Raw genomic sequence first — 17,496 nt, forward strand, 5'->3', positions numbered from 1 at the left:
CCACGGTATGCCGTCAACGGGGGCGTTTCATGACCCCGATTTCTCAGGGCAGTAAAATCCGTCGAGGATGTAGCAGAGCCTCGCGCACCTAGCAACATTGTTTCAAACATTCACGCTTTCACGAAAACCCCTTGTTTTTAAGGCTTTGAGCAAGGTGCGACCCTTTGCCTGTGACCCGACGTCGAAAAAAATCACTGTCAGACACATATTTTCGCGATTCCCGGTGGCTTCCGGATACTGAATGTTAGCGACAACAGTTCGATTTCCGGTCGGAATCCGCCCCCAAAACCGAATCCAAGACGGGAAATGAACGATCAGACCGGCGCGGTTTCCGGCTTTGGCGCGAGCACGCCAAGCGGCTTGCGCACCTTTTCGCGCAACCCCGGTCCGCTGGGCGCGTGAACGCGTTTGCTGGCCTCGACCATCAAGATGCCGCCCGCCAACACCGGCGAAACCGTGCGGCCAAAGCTCTCCCACATCGCCCCGGTCTTGCGCCAGAACCGTTTGTGCGACGGCGGCTGGAACAGCGTCGTGCGGTGGCGTTCGGGCATGAACCCGTAATGGCGCAGCTGCGCCTCAAGCTGCCCCGGCGAGTAGGGTCGCCCGAATCCGAAAGGCGTGCTGTCACTGCGCGACCACATCCCCGACCGGTGCGGCACCACAAACAGGGCCCGCCCGCCGGGGCCAAGCACCCGGTGCGCCTCGGTCAACAGATCGCCGGGCCGGTCACAGTTCTCGAGGCCATGCATCATCACAAGGCGATCCACCCGCCCGGTTTCCACCGGCCACAGGGTTTCTTCGCACAGCACCGAAACATTCTGCATTCCCGCCGGCCAGGGCATCACACCCTGCGGGGCAGGCATCAGCCCGATCACGCGCCGCGCTTCCTTCAGGTAGGGCCGCAAAAGCGGCACCGCGAACCCATACCCGGCCACGGTCTGCCCCTTCGCATCGGGCCACAATTCCACCACCTGATCGCGCACAGCCTTCTGCGCGGCCCGACCAAGCGTGCTGCGGTAATAGAAATTCCTCAGGTCCTGTACATCGAGGTGCATTGCAACCGCCCGGATATTCGGCAACTCTGGTCACAACATAGCAATGTGAAGGCGAAAATCCATGCCCCTCGAAATCATTACGATCCCCTGCCTCTCCGACAACTACGCCTTCCTCGTGCACGACAAGGCCAGCGGCGAAACCGCCCTTGTCGACGCCCCCGAGGCCGACAAGATCAACAAGGTCCTGACGCAACTCGGCTGGACCCTGACCCACGTGCTCCTGACCCACCACCACTGGGATCACGTCGACGGTCTGGAAGAGCTGCAAAAGACCCATTCGCCCAAGGTGATCGGCGCCGCCGCCGACGCCCACCGCTTGCCCCCGCTCGACCTTGCCGTTTCCGAAGGCGACACCTTCACCCTTGGCGGCGAAGAGGTGCAGGTCATGGATGTCTCCGGCCACACCGTCGGCCACATCGCCTTCTACCTGCCCAAATCCGGCGCGGTCTTCACCGCCGACAGCCTGATGGCGCTTGGCTGTGGCCGCCTGTTCGAAGGCGACCCCGACATGATGTGGGCCAGCCTTTCCAAACTCGCCGCCCTGCCAGAGAACACCATTGTCTGCTCCGGCCATGAATACACCGAGGCCAACGGCCGCTTCGCCGCCACCATCGACCCCGACAACAAGGCCCTGCAATCGCGCATCGACGCCATCGCCGAGGCCCGCGCCCAGGGCCGCCCGACTGTGCCCTCGCTCCTGTCCGAAGAACTGGCCACAAATCCCTTCCTTCGTGCCACCGACCCCGCCGTGCAACGACATATGGGGATGGAAGGTGCCGATCCGGCAAAGGTTTTTGCAGAAATCCGCCAGCGAAAAGACACTTTCTAAGGTGCAAAATACGCGCGAAATCACATCTTATCCGTCAAATGTGATGGGGTTTGCAAAGAAAGCCCTTGAAGACTCCGGCATATAGACCAAACTTTAAACCTAGGATGATACGGTTAAGTGGGCCCTGATGGCCCGCACGCCCAGAACCGAAGGAGGACAGAGCAGTGCCTTCATTCTCGACGACACTTGAACAGGCGATCCACGCGGCGCTGGCACAGGCCAACGCGCGCAAACACGAGTTCGCCACCTTGGAACACCTGCTTCTAGCACTGCTGGAAGAACCCGACGCCATTCGCGTCATGCGCGCCTGCAGCGTCGATCTCGACGAATTGCGCGGTGTTCTGGTGGAATACATCGACGAGGAACTTTCCAACCTCGTCACCGACATCGAAGGCTCCGAAGCGGTCCCCACCGCCGCCTTCCAGCGCGTGATCCAGCGCGCCGCCATCCACGTGCAATCCTCTGGCCGGACCGAGGTCACGGGCGCCAACGTGCTGGTCGCGATCTTTGCCGAACGCGAATCCAACGCGGCCTATTTCCTGCAGGAACAGGACATGACCCGCTATGACGCCGTGAACTATATCGCGCATGGCGTCGCCAAGGACCCCGCCTTTGGCGAGGCCCGCCCGGTCACCGGTGCGGACGACGAAGAAGACAACACCGTCGACGCCACTCCCGAAGGCGACAAGAAAGAAAGCGCGCTTGGCAAATACTGCGTCGACCTCAACACCAAGGCCACCAAGGGCGACATCGACCCGCTGATCGGCCGCGACTCCGAGGTTGAGCGCTGCATTCAGGTGCTTTGCCGCCGCCGCAAGAACAACCCGCTTCTCGTGGGCGATCCCGGCGTGGGCAAGACCGCCATCGCCGAAGGCCTCGCGCACCAGATCGTCAAGGGCCAGACGCCCGAGGTGCTGGCCAATACCACGATCTACTCGCTCGACATGGGCGCGCTTCTCGCCGGCACCCGCTATCGCGGTGATTTCGAGGAACGCCTCAAGGCCGTGGTGACCGAGCTTGAGGAACACCCCGATGCGGTGCTGTTCATCGACGAAATCCACACCGTCATCGGTGCCGGGGCCACCTCCGGTGGCGCGATGGATGCCTCCAACCTGCTCAAGCCTGCGCTTCAGGGCGGCAAGCTGCGCACCATGGGCTCGACCACCTACAAGGAATTCCGTCAGCACTTCGAAAAAGACCGCGCCCTGTCGCGCCGCTTCCAGAAGATCGACGTGAACGAACCCTCGGTCGAGGACACCGTGAAAATCCTGCGCGGCCTGAAACCCTATTTTGAAGAGCATCACGGCGTGAAATTCACCGCCGACGCGATCAAATCCGCGGTTGAGCTTTCGGCCCGCTACATGAACGACCGCAAGCTGCCGGACAAGGCCATCGACGTCATCGACGAGGCCGGCGCCGCCCAGCATCTCGTGGCCGCCTCCAAGCGCCGCAAGACAATCGGCGTCAAGGAGATCGAGGCCGTGGTTGCCAAGATCGCCCGCATCCCGCCGAAAAGCGTCTCCAAGGACGATGCAGAGGTTCTCAAGGATCTCGAAAAGTCGCTCAAACGGGTGGTCTTCGGTCAGGACGACGCCATTGTGGCCCTGTCCTCGGCGATCAAACTTGCCCGCGCCGGTCTGCGCGAGCCGGAAAAACCCATCGGCAACTACCTCTTTGCTGGCCCCACCGGTGTCGGCAAGACCGAGGTCGCCAAGCAACTCGCCGATACCCTCGGCGTGGAACTGCTGCGCTTCGACATGTCCGAGTACATGGAGAAACACGCGGTCTCCCGCCTGATCGGCGCGCCTCCGGGCTATGTCGGCTTTGATCAGGGTGGCCAGCTTACCGATGGCGTCGATCAGCACCCGCACTGCGTGCTGCTTCTCGACGAGATCGAAAAGGCGCACCCGGATGTCTACAACATCCTGTTGCAGGTGATGGACCACGGCACGCTGACCGATCACAACGGCCGCACTGTCGATTTCCGCAACGTGATCCTGATCATGACCTCGAATGCGGGTGCCGCCGAACAGGCGAAATCGGCCATCGGCTTTGGCCGCGACCGCCGCGAGGGCGAAGACACCGCCGCCATCGAACGCACCTTCACGCCGGAATTCCGCAACCGTCTGGATGCGGTGATCTCCTTCGCGCCGCTGTCGAAGAAGGTCATCATGCGCGTGGTCGAAAAGTTCGTTCTGCAACTCGAGGCTCAGCTGATGGATCGCAACGTGACCATCGAACTGACCCCCAAGGCCGCCGCATGGCTTGGCGACAAGGGTTACGACGACAAGATGGGCGCACGCCCCCTCGCCCGCGTCATCCAGGAGCACATCAAGAAGCCGCTGGCCGAGGAACTGCTGTTTGGCAAGCTGGCCAAAGGCGGTGTGGTCAAGGTCACCGTCAAGAAAGGCGAGCTTGATCTTGAACTGTCCGGCCCTGACAAGCCCCGCATCGCCGGCGACAAGCCTCCGCTTCTGACCGCCGACTGATGCGTCCGGTCCTCATGATTTGCGCGCTCGCGGCCTCTCCGGTCGCGGGCGCGCCTGTTTTGGAATTCCCCGTCGACTGCACCCTCGGCACCACCTGCTATGTCGAAGACTACCTCGACCACGACGCCAGCGAGGCCCGCAAGGATTTCGCCTGCGGCCTCAACACCCGCGATGCCCACGGCGGCACCGACATCGCGCTCCTGTCGTTTGACGCAATGGAACGCGGCGTTGACGTTCTCGCCGCTGCCCCCGGCACCGTGATCGGCACCCGCGACAGCATGGCTGACACCCGCGATGCCAACGTCCCCTCCAACATCGCCTGTGGCAACGGCGTGCGCATTGACCACGGCGACGGCTGGCACACCCAGTATTGCCACCTGAAACTCGGCAGCATCTCGGTCCGTCAGGGTGACAAGGTGCGCGCTGGAACCGTGCTGGGCCAGATCGGCCTTTCGGGCCAATCCAACCACCCCCACCTTCACCTCTCGCTCGAACACAAGGGCAAAGACGTCGATCCCTTCGCTATCGAAGGGGCCGAGACCTGCGGCGAAGACACCACCCAGATGTGGGCCGATCCCCTGCCTTACTACGACACCGGCTTTTACACCGCCGCCTTTGCCAACGCCGTCCCCACGCTGGAAGACGCGCGCACCGGCGCCAAGCGGCGCACCACGTCGAAACCGGATCAACCGCTTGTCCTTTATGGATATTTCTACCTTGCCAAACCCGGCGACCGGCTCGAATTCACCGCCCGCGGCCCCGGCGGCACGATCTTCGGCCACGACCTCGATCTCGGCAATCCGCGCAAATCCCACATGCAGGCCTATGGCCGTCGCGCCCCCGCCGGCGGCTGGCCCGCAGGCTTCTACGAAGGTACGGTGCGACTGATGCGCGGCGATACCCTCATCGCGCTCCGCCACAGCCACATCACCGTGCGCGACTGATCACTTCTCGGTAATCTTAAGCTCGATCCGGCGGTTCTTGGCCCGCGCTTCCCGCGTGTTGCGCGGGTCCAGCGGCTGATACTCTCCGAACCCGTTCGCCGCCAGACGGTTCGGCGGAATGCCCTGCTCGCTTGCCATGAAACGCACCACCGACAACGCCCGCGCCTGGCTCAGCTCCCAGTTATCAGCAAACTCGGCCCCGTTGATGATCGGCACGTTGTCCGTATGCCCGTCCACCCGGATCACCCAGTCGATGCCAGCGGGAATGTCGCTGGAAATATTGCGCAGGATCGCCGCGATCTTGGCAATCTCCGCCTTGCCCGCCTCTGACAATTCCGCTCCACCCGGCGGGAAAAGAACCTCGGACGAGAACACGAAACGGTCGCCCACGATGCGCACCCCTTCCTGCCCCGCGAGAATCTCGCGCAACCGCCCGAAAAACTCTGACCGATAGCGCGCCAGGTCCTTGGCTTCCTCGGCCAGCGCCTTGGCTTCGGCCTCAAGACGAATGCGCTCCGCCTCTTCCAGCAACCGCCGCTTGCGCTCTTCCGACGCCGCCCGCGCAAGCGCCGCGTTCAGATCACTGCCCAGCGTCTGCAACTGCACCTGCGCCGCCGCATCGCGTTCCTTGGCATCATCCAAGAGCGCCTGAAGACCCGAAAGCTGGGTCCGCAACGCGGCAACCTGCTGGTTCAAAAGCGCCACTTCCCGCTGTGCATCGGCCGATTTGGCCTCTTCCTCGGACAGCGCCTTATTGGCCTGCGCCAGCAACGCCTCGCGCTCTTCCACCGCCGTCAACCGATCCTCAGAGGTCAGTTCCGCCGCCGCTTTCGCCGCCAGCGCCGCCGCCAACTGCGCGCGCACCTCGTCCTGATCGCTCAACTGCGCATCCAGAAGAACCCGCGCCGCAATCGCCTCGGCCAACTGCCGCTGCAAATCCTCAACCGCCGCCTGCTGCGCCGTCAGCTCCGACTGCACCGCCGTCAGCGCATCGTCCTTGCCGGCAACCTCCCCAAGCGCCGCATCCAACGCCGCCTGAACCGAGGCCAGCGCCGTATCCTTCTCGTCCCCTTCCAGTTCTGAGGCCTGCAAGGCCGCCAGCGCCTGCGCCAGCTGATCGCGCGCCGAGACCACCTCGGCCCCCTTGCTCTCTGCCTCGGCCTGCGCCTTCTGCAGGTTGGCCAGCGCCTCGGCCAGATCGGCCTCAGCGGTCTCCCCCGCCAGCAAGGCCGCCGCCAGCTTGACATCAAGATCGCCCCGCGCCGCATCCGCCGCCGCCAAAAGTGTCAGGGTCTCCTCGGCCTTCTTGCGCTGCGCCTCAAGCGCCAGCGTCATCGCCGTCAGTTCCGTATCCGCGTTTTCAAGACGCTCGCGCAGCGCCTCGGCCGCCGCCGCCTCGGCCAACCGCGCGGCCTCTTCTTCGCTCAACTCCGCTTCCAGATCGCCAACACGCGCCAGCAAAAGATCGCGCTCCTCGGCCCCTTCCGCCGCCTCGCGGTTCAGATCGGCAATCATTGCCTCCAGCGCCTCGCGCCGCGCTGCCGCCAGTAGCGCCGCCTCGGCCTGCGCGTCGATCTCGCCACGCGCCGTCGCCAGCGCGAGGTTCAACGCCTCCTGCTCCGACAGCAGCGCCTCGCGCGCGCCTTCCAGTTCGGAAATCGTCGCCAGCGCCCGATCCTGATCCGCCAGCAGCGCCGCCACCTGCGCCTCGAACGCGCTGATCTGCGTCTGCGCCTCGGACAATGAGGCATCCCGCGCCGCAAGGTCCGACGTCAGCGAAGCAATCAGCGCCGATTGCCGGTCCGCCTCTTCCCGCGCACTGGTCAGGGTCGCCTGCAAACCACCCACGCGCTCTTCCAGCGTCGCCGATCTCTGTTCCTCAAGCCCCAGCGCCCGCGCCAGCGCCGCAACTTCCGCCGACAGTGCATCCAGCTCGGTCTCCTGTCCGGAAATCGTCTCGCGCAGAACGAATTGCACCACCATGAAAATGGTCAGCACGAACATCAGGACCAGCAATAGCCCCGTCATCGCATCCACGAAGCCCGGCCAGATCGAGGCCTGGAATCGTTGTCCGGTGCGCCGTGACAGGGCCATGGATCAGCCCTCCTGCTTGTTGCCGCCGCCAGCCGGCTTGCCCTTGCGGGCCTGGGCGCGGCGCGGCTGTACCGGTTCGCTCGCGGTCACCGCCTGCGCCTTGGCCGCCTGTTTCAGCACGCGGCCCAGCGCCGCCAGATCGGTGCGCAGCTCGGCCATGCTTTCCTGTCGTCCCGCCGAAATCTCTTCAAGGATACGCAGCATCTGAACGTCGATCGACCGCAGCCGCATCCGGCTTTCCGCGTCGATCCCCTCGCCGTCATTGCGCACTTCCAGCGCATGGATCAGGCGTTCCTGCCCATCCGCCACCCGCAACAGGGCATCCGTCGCCGTGGAGTTGGTCTCCATCCGCGCCGTCAGCCGCTCTACCGCGTCCGCCAGCGTGCCCAGCTTCTCATCGACAACCGCGCGGTTGACGTCCGACTGGGTGAACATCTGCTGAAGCGCTTCCATCTGGCGGCCCATGTGATCCATCACATTCACCATCGCCGCCTGCTCGATCCCGCCCTCGCCGTCACCGGCGGTAAAGCTCAGACGGGTGATCGAACTCAGCCACTCTTCCAGCTCGCGGTAAAACCGGTTCTGGCCATGCCCCGCAAACAGCTCCAACAGGCCCACGATCAGCGATCCTGCCAGCCCCAAAAGGGACGAGGCAAAGGCCACGCCCATGCCGCCCAGCTGGCTCTCAAGCCCGGTCATCAGGCGCGAAAACACCTCAACCCCGCCTTCGCCTTCTTGCGGCGCAAGGCTGCGAATGGTGTCCACAACCGCCGGAACCGTCGTTGCAAGACCATAGAACGTGCCCAGAAGGCCAAGGAAAATCAACATGTTGACAAGGTAGCGCGTGATCTCGCGCCCCTCGTCGATCCGGGTTGCAACCGAATCCAGGATCGACCGCGCCGAACTCGATCCGATCTGCGCCCGTGCGCCCCGCGTCCGCAACAGCGCCGCCAAGGGCGCCAGCAGCGATGGCGCAGTATCAAACTCGTGCCCCTCGCGTTCGCCCGCGAAATTCTCGATCCAGCGCACCGAATAGATCAGAGAAAACACCTGCGCGAAACAGGCGAACACACCGATCAGGAATACGAAAAGGATGAACCCGTTCAGATAGGGGTTGGCCTCGAACACCGGCAGGACGCGCGGCAGGGCGACATAGACAAGTAAACCCGTCAGCCCCAGCACGATCAGCATCAGCAGGATCTGGCGAACAGGGTGTGAGAAATGCGGCTCGACTTTGCGGTCCGGCTGATCCATCTGGACAGCTCCCGGCTCATTGTTTTTCTGCGCTCACCCTACTGTTTCGCGCTCAATGTGCCAAGAACTTATGCCACCCCGGCGGCCTCACATGGTCAATTCGCGCACCCGTGCCGACAACCAGTCCAGATCTGCATCCTGAATGCCCAGTTCGATAAGATGCGAGGCCGTGTTGTGCAGGTAATCGGTGTTCGGCCCGCGCCCGCCCACGGCGGTGGAAATGATCTGCGCCTGCTCTTCCATCTCAAGGTGGCAATACTGCACGTGATGCGGATCAATCACATAGGTCACCGCCTCCACGACCCGCCCGTCCTGCAGGGTGATGTCCAGCATCTTCTCAAGATAGGCCGAGGAAATCAGCTCGCGCTCGCGCAGGTATTCCAGCGTCGCAGCCTCATGGCCTTCCTGCACCAAAAGCGCCAGCCCCTGACAATGCGCGCCCTCTTCCGCGTCCAGCGCCAGCACCAGCCCCGGCTTTTCCTCGGTGCCGCGATGGTGGATCGACCGCATACAGAAACTACGATGCCAGCCCGGCAGGGTGGCAATCACCTTCTCGCGGTACTCGAACCCCGGATTCCACAGCAAAGAGCCATATCCGAACACCCACATTGTCATCGCACTGGTCCTCTTGGTTTTTGGGCTTTAAACACCAATCGCGAAACAGGGAAAAGGGCCTGACATGTTCAAAAGACTGTTGTTTGTCATCCTCGTGGTCTCGGGCGCGTGGTTTGCCTACTGGTTTGTCGGCGCATCGGCGGCAAAATCGGGCTTCACCGCATGGTTCGACACCCGCGCCTCCGAAGGCTGGCTGGCCGAGGTCGATGAGATTTCCGTCAAGGGCTTTCCCAACCGCTTCGACACCACCTTCACCAACGTCGCCCTTGCCGACCCCGACACCGGCGTCGCGTGGGAACTGCCCTTCTTTCAGCTCTTCGCCCTCACCTATCGCCCCAACCACCTGATCGCGGCCTGGCCCAACAGCCACACCCTCGCCTTCCCCGACCAGAAGGTCACCGTCGCCAGCACCGACATGAAGGCCTCGCTGGTGCTTGCCGGTGACACCTCTCTGCCGCTTGAGCGCAGCAACCTCGCCATCGAGGGCCTCGCGCTGACCTCAACCGCCGACTGGACCCTCACCGCCGACGCCCTGCGCCTCGCCGCGCACCGTCAGAGCGAGGGCGAAAACACCTATCGCCTTGCCCTCACCGCCGAAGGCCTTGCCCCGCCCGCAGCCCAGACCCTGCCCAAGGCCAAGGGCCTGCCCCGCACCCTCAAGACCGTTCAGGCCGACATCACCGCCGGTTTTGATCGCCCGTGGGATCGCCTTGCCCTCGAACAGGCCCGCCCCCGGCCGACATGGATTGACGTGAAACTGGCCCAGATCACCTGGGGCGATCTCGATCTCAACGCCGCAGGCCGCGTCACCGTCGATCCCGCAGGCATCCCCTCCGGCGACATTACCATCCGCGCCACCAACTGGCGCGAAATCATCGCCCTTGCCCGCGAAACAGAACAGCTGCCCAATGGGGTCCTCGACGGCATTTCGCAGGGCCTCGAACTCCTGTCCGGCATCTCGGGCAATCCCAAGACCCTCGACATCCCGCTCACCTTCAAACGCGGCGCAACATGGCTGGGTCCGGTCCCCATCGGCCCCGCTCCGCAACTGGTGATCCGCTAAAAACAAAGCCCCGGACGTGCGCCGGGGCTTTCACGTTTCGCACCTTAGCGGCAATAGGGCCCGCCCCTGTGCTTGGCGATGTCGAAATGGAAATGATCCTTGTGATAGCGGTCCGAATTCGGACCCAGCACCGTGCCGAACGGCCCACAGGCCCGCCGGTGCATATCCTTGAGAATACGGCCCTTTTTGCCATTCCCCCAATCATGCAGAACGGAAATGTGATCCCCGTTCTTCAGGTCAAACCCCGACAGGTCGATCGCGCGCCCCTTGCCATGTTCGGAGATCTTCGCGCCCTTCTTATGGTTCCGCGTCCGGCAGCTATAGCCCGCCGCCACCTTCAACTCGACCACCCCGCCGCCATAGCGTTTGACCGACCGCTTCATGCCGCCTTCCACCCACTTCTTGAGGGCATAGGCCGTGTCGCATTCCATCACCGCAGGCCGGCTCAGCGGAATACCCGACACCGAATAAAGCTTGATCGCCCCGCGCCGGATGCCACAGCCCTGCAATTTCCCCGGCACATGGCCCACCTCGGTGCCTTGCAAATCGCGGTCACGGCACACCTTGCCCACTGCCGAAGGCACCTCGCGCGCCGTCCGGTTCACCACCGGCGGCACCACGCTCACCTTCTGCCCAAGACTGCGCGGTCGCAACAGGGGCCGCAGCGACGTCTCCGGCGCAAGGCTTGGCAGGGCAATGGGGAACACATCTTCACGGATCACCGGCCGCAGAGACTCACGCGGCGCTTCGGCAACCGCGGTCCCGGCCAGCATCAGGGCGACTATGGCCGCCCGCGCCCTCACGGTTTCGGTGCCTCGCGGCCAAAGTTCGGCGCGTCCGTGTCCTGACCGGCCTCGATGATGCTACGCCGCACCGCCCGCGTCTTGGTGAAATAGTCGTGCAGGTGATCGCCGTCTTCCATCCGGATCGCCCGCTGCAACACGAACAGCTCTTCGGTAAAGCGGCCCAGAATATCCAGCGTCGCTTCTTTGTTGTTCAGGAACACATCGCGCCACATGGTCGGATCAGACGCGGCAATCCGCGTGAAATCCCGAAAACCTGCCGCCGAATACTTGATGACCTCGCTCTCGGTCACACGGCGCAGGTGATCGGCCACCCCCACCATCGTATAGGCAATCGCGTGCGGCACATGCGATGTCACCGCCAGAACAAGATCATGGTGGTCGGCGTCCATCTCGTCGACATTCGCCCCCATGCCTTCCCAAAGCGTACGCACCTTGGCAATCGCCTCCGGGTCCGTGTCCTCGGCCCCCGGCACGATGATGCACCAGCGATTGTCGTAAAGTTCGGCAAACCCCGCTTCCGGCCCCGAATGCTCGGTGCCCGCCAACGGGTGCGCGGGAACGAAATGCACACCCTCGGGCAGATGCGGGGCCACGGCATTGATCACCGCCCGCTTGACCGATCCCACGTCCGACACACAGGCCCCGGCTTTCAGAACCGGAGCGATTTCTTCCGCCACACGCCCCATCGCGCCGACAGGCACACAGAGCACCACAAGGTCGGCCCCTTCGGCCGCCTCGGCCGCACTGTCGCATACCCGGTCACACAGCCCGATCCGACGCGCCGTCTCGCGCGTCGCTTCCGAGCGCGCATATCCTGTTACCTCACCGGCCAGCCCGCCGCGCTTGATCGCCCAGAACATGGACGATGCGATCAGGCCAAGCCCGATCAGGGCGACGCGCTCATAGACCGGTGCGGTCATGCGGTATCTCCCTTGAACTGGCCAATCGCATGGGCCACCCGCCGACAGCTCGGCTCGTCCCCCACAGTGATCCGCAGACAGTTCGGCAGGCCATACCCCGTCACGCGGCGCACGATAAGGCCCTGGGATTTCAGGTATTCATCACAGGCTTCCGCCTCGTCCTGGCTGGCAAACCGCGCCAGGATAAAGTTGGCGGTCGACGTATCCGACGGCACGCCATGCTCGGCCAATGCCTCGGCCAGCCAGGCCCGCAGCCGCGAATTGTCCGCACGGCACTTCGCAACCCAGTCCTGATCGCGCACCGCCGCTTCACCCACGGCAAGCTGCACGGTCGACAGGTTGAACGGCTGGCGCACACGGTTCAGCACGTCGATGATCTCTTTCGGCCCGTAACCCCAGCCGATCCGCAGCCCGCCAAGGCCATAGATCTTCGAGAACGTCCGCGTCATGATCACGTTATCCCGCGCTTCGACCAGCGCCGCACCGCCATCATGGCCTTCCACGTATTCCGTATATGCCCCGTCGTGCACAAGGATCGCGCCCTCGGGCAGACCATCGGCAAGACGCGCAACCTCGTTGCCACCGATCATCGTGCCGGTCGGGTTGCCCGGGTTGGCAATGAACACGATCTTGGTTTTCTCGGTACAGGCCGCAAGGATCGCATCCACATCCACCGTGCGCTCGCGCTCCGGCACCACGACCGGGGTCGCCCCCACCATCTTGGCAAGGATCGGGTACATCGAGAACCCGTGCTCGGTATAGATCACCTCGTCGCCGACACCGGCATAGGCATGGGCCACGAATTGCAGCACCTCGTCCGAGCCCTGACCACAGATGATCCGCTCGGCGTCCAGACCGTGCACCTCGGCAATCGCCGCCCGCAGCTCGGCATGATCCGTCGAGGGGTAACGATGCAGGCCATGACCCGCCTTCGCCACCGCCGCCTTGACAGCGTCCGAGGTCCCGAACGGGTTTTCGTTCGAGGACAGTTTGACGACATCCGACACACCTTCCACGGTGGCCTTCCCGCCGACGTAAAGCTCGATATCCATGATGCCGGGTTGCGGCGTGATACGTGTCATGAACCGGGTCTCCTCTACCGTCCCGAACTCTTATCCTCGCCCCTTCGGATTGGAAAGCTTCTAGAACAGCTTTAAGGCGAGGTGCGTGATTGTGGCCACGCCGTCCGACGAACTAGCGCAATTCGCGCCAAACACCCGCCCGAAAACGTCTTTTTCTACAAGAAAAAGCCGCCCTGCGACAGGGCGGCCCGCAAAATCGAAATCCGGCCGCGCCTACTTCTTCGCCTGCGCCGTCAACCAGTCCATCAACGCCATCAGAACACCCGACACGACAAACACCATGTGGATCACCACCAGCCAGTACAGCTCGTCCTGCGCCAACTCCTTGCCCTTGCCCAGCTCCATGAACCGCTTCAGCAGGTGAATGGCCGAAATCGCCACGATCGAGGCGATCAGCTTCATCTTCAGCCCCGAGAAATTCACCGTCCCCATCCAGCCCAATCGCTCTTCGGCCGCCGCCACGTCCATCTTCGAGACAAAGCTCTCGTAACCGGAAAACAGCACGATCAGGAGGAGATTGCCCGCCAGCGTCAGGTCGATCAGCGTCAACACCACGAGGATCACCTTGTCCGCCCCCATCGACGGCAACATCGGCAGGTATAGCAACAATTCGTGAACGAAAACAAAGACCAGCATCGCCAACGCCACCACGAGGCCAAAGTACATCGGCGCCATCAGCCAGCGCGAGGCAAACAGCCCCTTTTCGAAATTCTGCTCGATCTTGCCCGCCATCGGTGCCCTCATACATCCTGTCTGCGGGCACTGAATAGAAAACCACCGGCCAAGGTGCAACGCCCCGAATGCCGCAGGAGCCAAACTGGCCCTCAGACGAAGGCGCGCTCGTTTTTCATGTGGCGCAGGAAGAACCGGTTCAGGCGCTTGTTCTGAAGGATCGGACGCGCGGGTTCCACGTATTCCTCCTCCAGTTCCGGGAACAGGGTCAGCACCTCTTCCACCGCTTCCGGCCCCATCGCCTCGGCCGCGCCCGGGCCTACCAACAGGGTCTCGCTCGGGGCGCCTTCGGCATAGATGATCTCGTGCCGCTCGGTCATCAGATGATAATAGCTCACGGGCCGCAAGGACGGCTCCTCGTTGACCCCCGGCAACTGCAACAGTTTCACCGCCGGTACCAGGATCTCCTCGATCCCGAACATGCGGCGCGCAATCTTCGAACGCAGCAGCATCCGGTGCTGACGAGACACCAAGAGATCCCGCATCGGGGCATTGTCCCCAAGCGTCCCCTGCTTGATCCGGATCGGGGCCAGCTTGCCCCGCGCAATCGCCTTGGAATGGTTGATCCAGCGCACCGCCTGGAACCCGTTGTCCCGGGTCAGCACCATGTCCCCCGCCTTGACCTCTTCGATCGGGCGTTCGCCCTTGGCGGTCATGATCCGGGTGCCCTTTACATAGCAGGTCACATAGTCCCAGGTTTCCCGGCTGCCTGTCATGCCGGAATAGTTGTTGCCCGCAAGGCTATCGAGGCTGATCGACCGGATCGCCGCCGCCTCCATGGCCGCCATGTCGGTATTGGCCGAAAACTCGGGCGCCCAATAGGTGTTGCCGCTGGTGTCCTGGAACACCACCGCCGTGATCGTCGCCGTGGTGCCGTCAATATAGGTGATCGTCGCATTGAAGACGGCGGTCGAGTCAAAGGTCTGCTCGGCCCCGCCATCAATGGTAAAGGTCTCGCTGGGTGAATTGTTCTGGTTGTAGGCCGTAGAGGTGCCACCGCCGAACCCGGTCGAGCCCATGGCAAAGGTCACCGCGTCGTTGACAAGCGCATCCCCCGCCGCACCAAACGTCGTCCCCACAAGGGCCGAGGCGTTCTCGGCCTGGGTATTCCCTTCAACCGTATCCATGTCGGCCAGATTCCCGAGGGAAAAGACCGTAAACGTTGTTGGCATAACACGTCACCACTCATCACATTCACCACCATCCCCGCAAAACCCACGGGAACGAGGCCGACCCTATTGCGGGCCCGAGTATGAAGATAAGGGGAAAAACGCGCCAAAATTGGACCTAAACCTGCCGGTTTCAGGGTCGTTTGACGGCCTTGAAACGAAAAAACCCGCTGCGATTGCAGCGGGTTTTCGCAATTCTCGGAATGGCGAAGATTAGTTCTTCGCGTAGAATTCGACCACGAGGTTCGGTTCCATCATCACCGGGTACGGAACATCCGACAGGCCCGGGGTGCGAACGAAGGTTGCGGTCATTTTCGAGTGGTCCGCGTCGATGTAGTCAGGAACATCACGCTCGGCCAGTTGGGTCGCTTCGATCAGAACAGCCAGTTGCTTCGACTTGTCGCGAACTTCGATCACGTCACCTTCTTTAACGCGGTAGGACGGGATGTTCACTTTCTTGCCGTTCACTTTCACGTGGCCGTGGTTCACGAACTGACGGGCTGCGAAAACGGTGGCAACGAACTTGGCGCGGTAAACAACGGCGTCCAGACGGCGCTCCAGCAGACCGATCAGGTTTTCACCGGTGTCGCCTTTTACACGCTCGGCTTCGGCATAGATGCGGCGGAACGACTTCTCGGTCATGTCGCCGTAGTAACCTTTCAGCTTCTGCTTGGCGCGCAGCTGCAGACCGAAGTCCGACAGTTTGCCCTTGCGGCGCTGACCGTGCTGGCCGGGGCCATATTCACGACGGTTGAACGGGGATTTCGCGCGGCCCCAGATGTTTTCGCCCATGCGGCGATCGATTTTGTACTTGGCAGACGTGCGTTTGGTCACGGCTGATCTCCTTCGTTATGGTCGAGGCCCGATAAGGCCACTATGAAGGGCGTTGTCCTCTTGGGTCTCCCCATGACAGGCATCCCCTTGCGGGGGCCACCAACACCAATGAAGCCGCGCGTATACACGAGTAATTGGGGGAGTCAAGCGCGGCCACCTGCAAAAGTGACAGCCTCCGGTCTTTCCTGATCAACCTGATCGGACAGACGCGGGCTCAAGTCTAAACAGACTCTGAACCATGCGGGCGCTTTCGTCAATGAAACCCTGCCCCACCGCACGCGCAACACCACCGTGCGCCCCTATCGTCTTTGTTAGGCAACCGCGCGTGGCGTGAACCGCGCCAGTCCGCGCGGGTCCACCTCCGCAATACCGACGTAATACCGACGTAATACCTACGTCCGTTTTCGCGCCTCCCATCGCCTTAACCCAAAAGAACCCCGCCGTTGCAGGGGCGGGGTCAAGGTCTTGGGTAAGGGCCTGCTGGATCAGGCCGCTTCGTGCATCAGGATGGCCGCTTCGCTCTGGCTCAGATTGCGGCGGGCATAGGGGCCATAGCTGTTCAGGTCGTATTCCAGCTCTGGCAACATCCGCAAAAGGCGCTTGCGGTCAGTGTTCTCAAGCGAGGTCAGCGCCGCATTGGCCGGATGATAGCTTTCGGTCTCCACCCCGTTGGCCCACAGGACCTGATGGCGCGGCAACAAAAGGTGGACATAGGTGATCTCGCGCTTGGTGTAATCCACCGCGATTGTGTCGCCGTTTATCAGCTCGCGTGCCTCGACCAGAACCTCGGGCGTGTTGAACAGCGCCTGCGCCGCAGGCCCCTGCACCAGCATCCGGTGTTCCGGTGACACCACCAGCTCCTGTTCCGGCCGCTCGACGCCAAAGGCCCCCATGCGGATACGGATCGGGCGCAGCTTGGGCATCGCGAAAAGCCTTGCCCCGCTCATCCTGCGGCTGCCGATCCAGCAGATTTCTTCGGCCCCGTTGTCCTTGGTCTGCACAAGGTCACCCTCGCGCAGTTCTTCAACGCGGCGCGGCCCGTCCGGTGTCTGGATCATCGTGCCGGGTGTGAAACAGATGACGCCCCCGTCGGAGGCCGCCATAGGGTTGCGATCCGGGAATTCGATCGTGTTGTGAACCACCCAAAGGTCACTGTTGCGCGGTGGCAATTCATCGAGGAACATCAGCAAGGGCGCGCTGCCCTCGACCTCGATCACTGTCACCGTGAAACTCTGGGTGCCGTTGCTCACGACAAAACCGCCCTCGAGAAGTGGTTCATCCACCTCGATCTCGGTCAGCTGTGTCGTGTTCTTGACTGCCGCGCCCACCAGCCGGCGCACCATACGTGCCGCCCGCTTGCGGAGATTTGCCTCGCCGTCCGCCTGGTCCAGTCGCAATAGCTCGGTGGGTCCGTCCACACGGACCGGCTCCCCATGCCATGACCACACCGCGCCCGTTTCAAGCGCCTGCACCGATGCAGCCCCAACACCGTCTATTTTCGTTTGTGACCAGGAGATGACGAACGTGCCACAAAAGCCCGTTCTCATTGCCTGATGCCTGCCTTGGTTCTTTTTTATTAACCAAAGGTTAACAGAGGCGAATCACCAAGA

General features: G+C 62.7%; 15 protein-coding genes. 4 read left to right on the plus strand and 11 right to left on the minus strand.

The genetic code is table 11. The annotated features are described in order from the left end of the window. Window positions 1–314: 314 nt before the first annotated feature. On the minus strand, window positions 315–1,055 hold the full coding sequence (locus tag ABWV42_RS08200; protein ID WP_353339689.1) for a class I SAM-dependent methyltransferase: 741 nt from the start codon (window positions 1,053–1,055) through the stop codon (window positions 315–317). A 61-nt stretch (window positions 1,056–1,116) separates the two neighbouring features. Between ABWV42_RS08200 and gloB the strand changes: the two genes are divergently transcribed. The 3 genes from gloB to ABWV42_RS08215 all read left to right on the plus strand — a co-directional run bounded on the left by gloB (window position 1,117) and on the right by ABWV42_RS08215 (window position 5,317). Further along, the gene (gloB, locus tag ABWV42_RS08205) at window positions 1,117–1,884 is read left to right on the plus strand and encodes a hydroxyacylglutathione hydrolase (protein ID WP_353339690.1); all 768 of its coding nucleotides are present in this window, start codon (window positions 1,117–1,119) and stop codon (window positions 1,882–1,884) included. 164 nt (window positions 1,885–2,048) lie between these two features. Then, window positions 2,049–4,373, plus strand: a complete 2,325-nt coding sequence (gene clpA, locus ABWV42_RS08210) for an ATP-dependent Clp protease ATP-binding subunit ClpA (protein WP_353339691.1) — start codon at window positions 2,049–2,051, stop codon at window positions 4,371–4,373. A gap of 14 nt (window positions 4,374–4,387) precedes the next feature. After that, window positions 4,388–5,317, plus strand: a complete 930-nt coding sequence (locus tag ABWV42_RS08215) for a M23 family metallopeptidase (RefSeq protein WP_353339692.1) — start codon at window positions 4,388–4,390, stop codon at window positions 5,315–5,317. Here the strand turns inward: ABWV42_RS08215 and ABWV42_RS08220 are convergent, their stop codons facing one another. From ABWV42_RS08220 to ABWV42_RS08230, 3 genes are all read right to left on the minus strand, one after another. Then, window positions 5,318–7,411 (minus strand): peptidoglycan -binding protein, encoded by a 2,094-nt coding sequence (locus ABWV42_RS08220; protein WP_353339693.1) that lies wholly within the window; start codon window positions 7,409–7,411, stop codon window positions 5,318–5,320. Window positions 7,412–7,414: 3 nt separating this feature from the next. Then, window positions 7,415–8,665, minus strand: coding sequence for a biopolymer transporter ExbB (locus ABWV42_RS08225; protein ID WP_353339694.1), 1,251 nt, complete (start codon window positions 8,663–8,665; stop codon window positions 7,415–7,417). Between the two features lie 87 nt (window positions 8,666–8,752). Further along, the gene (locus ABWV42_RS08230; protein ID WP_353339695.1) at window positions 8,753–9,280 is read right to left on the minus strand and encodes a gamma-glutamylcyclotransferase; all 528 of its coding nucleotides are present in this window, start codon (window positions 9,278–9,280) and stop codon (window positions 8,753–8,755) included. Window positions 9,281–9,344: 64 nt separating this feature from the next. Between ABWV42_RS08230 and ABWV42_RS08235 the strand changes: the two genes are divergently transcribed. Beyond that, the gene (locus ABWV42_RS08235; protein ID WP_353339696.1) at window positions 9,345–10,343 is read left to right on the plus strand and encodes a DUF2125 domain-containing protein; all 999 of its coding nucleotides are present in this window, start codon (window positions 9,345–9,347) and stop codon (window positions 10,341–10,343) included. A gap of 44 nt (window positions 10,344–10,387) precedes the next feature. Here the strand turns inward: ABWV42_RS08235 and ABWV42_RS08240 are convergent, their stop codons facing one another. From ABWV42_RS08240 to ABWV42_RS08270, 7 genes are all read right to left on the minus strand, one after another. Then, window positions 10,388–11,116, minus strand: a complete 729-nt coding sequence (locus ABWV42_RS08240) for an extensin-like domain-containing protein (protein WP_353339697.1) — start codon at window positions 11,114–11,116, stop codon at window positions 10,388–10,390. A gap of 26 nt (window positions 11,117–11,142) precedes the next feature. Then, complete coding sequence (locus tag ABWV42_RS08245) at window positions 11,143–12,069, minus strand: prephenate/arogenate dehydrogenase family protein (protein WP_353339698.1); 927 nt, start codon at window positions 12,067–12,069, stop codon at window positions 11,143–11,145. Then, window positions 12,066–13,151 (minus strand): histidinol-phosphate transaminase, encoded by a 1,086-nt coding sequence (gene hisC, locus ABWV42_RS08250; protein WP_353339699.1) that lies wholly within the window; start codon window positions 13,149–13,151, stop codon window positions 12,066–12,068. The genes ABWV42_RS08245 and hisC overlap by 4 nt, the downstream gene beginning before the upstream one ends. Window positions 13,152–13,364: 213 nt before the next feature. Next, window positions 13,365–13,883 carry a TIGR00645 family protein gene (locus ABWV42_RS08255; protein WP_502930954.1) on the minus strand — a complete coding sequence of 173 codons (519 nt, stop codon included), beginning with the start codon at window positions 13,881–13,883 and terminating at the stop codon, window positions 13,365–13,367. Window positions 13,884–13,975: 92 nt separating this feature from the next. Then, entirely contained in the window at window positions 13,976–15,010 is a 1,035-nt protein-coding gene (locus ABWV42_RS08260; protein ID WP_353339700.1) for a Hint domain-containing protein, read from the minus strand. 255 nt (window positions 15,011–15,265) lie between these two features. After that, complete coding sequence (rpsD, locus tag ABWV42_RS08265) at window positions 15,266–15,886, minus strand: 30S ribosomal protein S4 (protein ID WP_255109539.1); 621 nt, start codon at window positions 15,884–15,886, stop codon at window positions 15,266–15,268. Between the two features lie 485 nt (window positions 15,887–16,371). Beyond that, entirely contained in the window at window positions 16,372–17,433 is a 1,062-nt protein-coding gene (locus ABWV42_RS08270) for a Hint domain-containing protein (RefSeq protein WP_353339701.1), read from the minus strand. Window positions 17,434–17,496 lie beyond the last annotated feature (63 nt).

The organism is Pelagimonas sp. KU-00592-HH, from assembly GCF_040369695.1.
GTDB lineage: Bacteria > Pseudomonadota > Alphaproteobacteria > Rhodobacterales > Rhodobacteraceae > Shimia.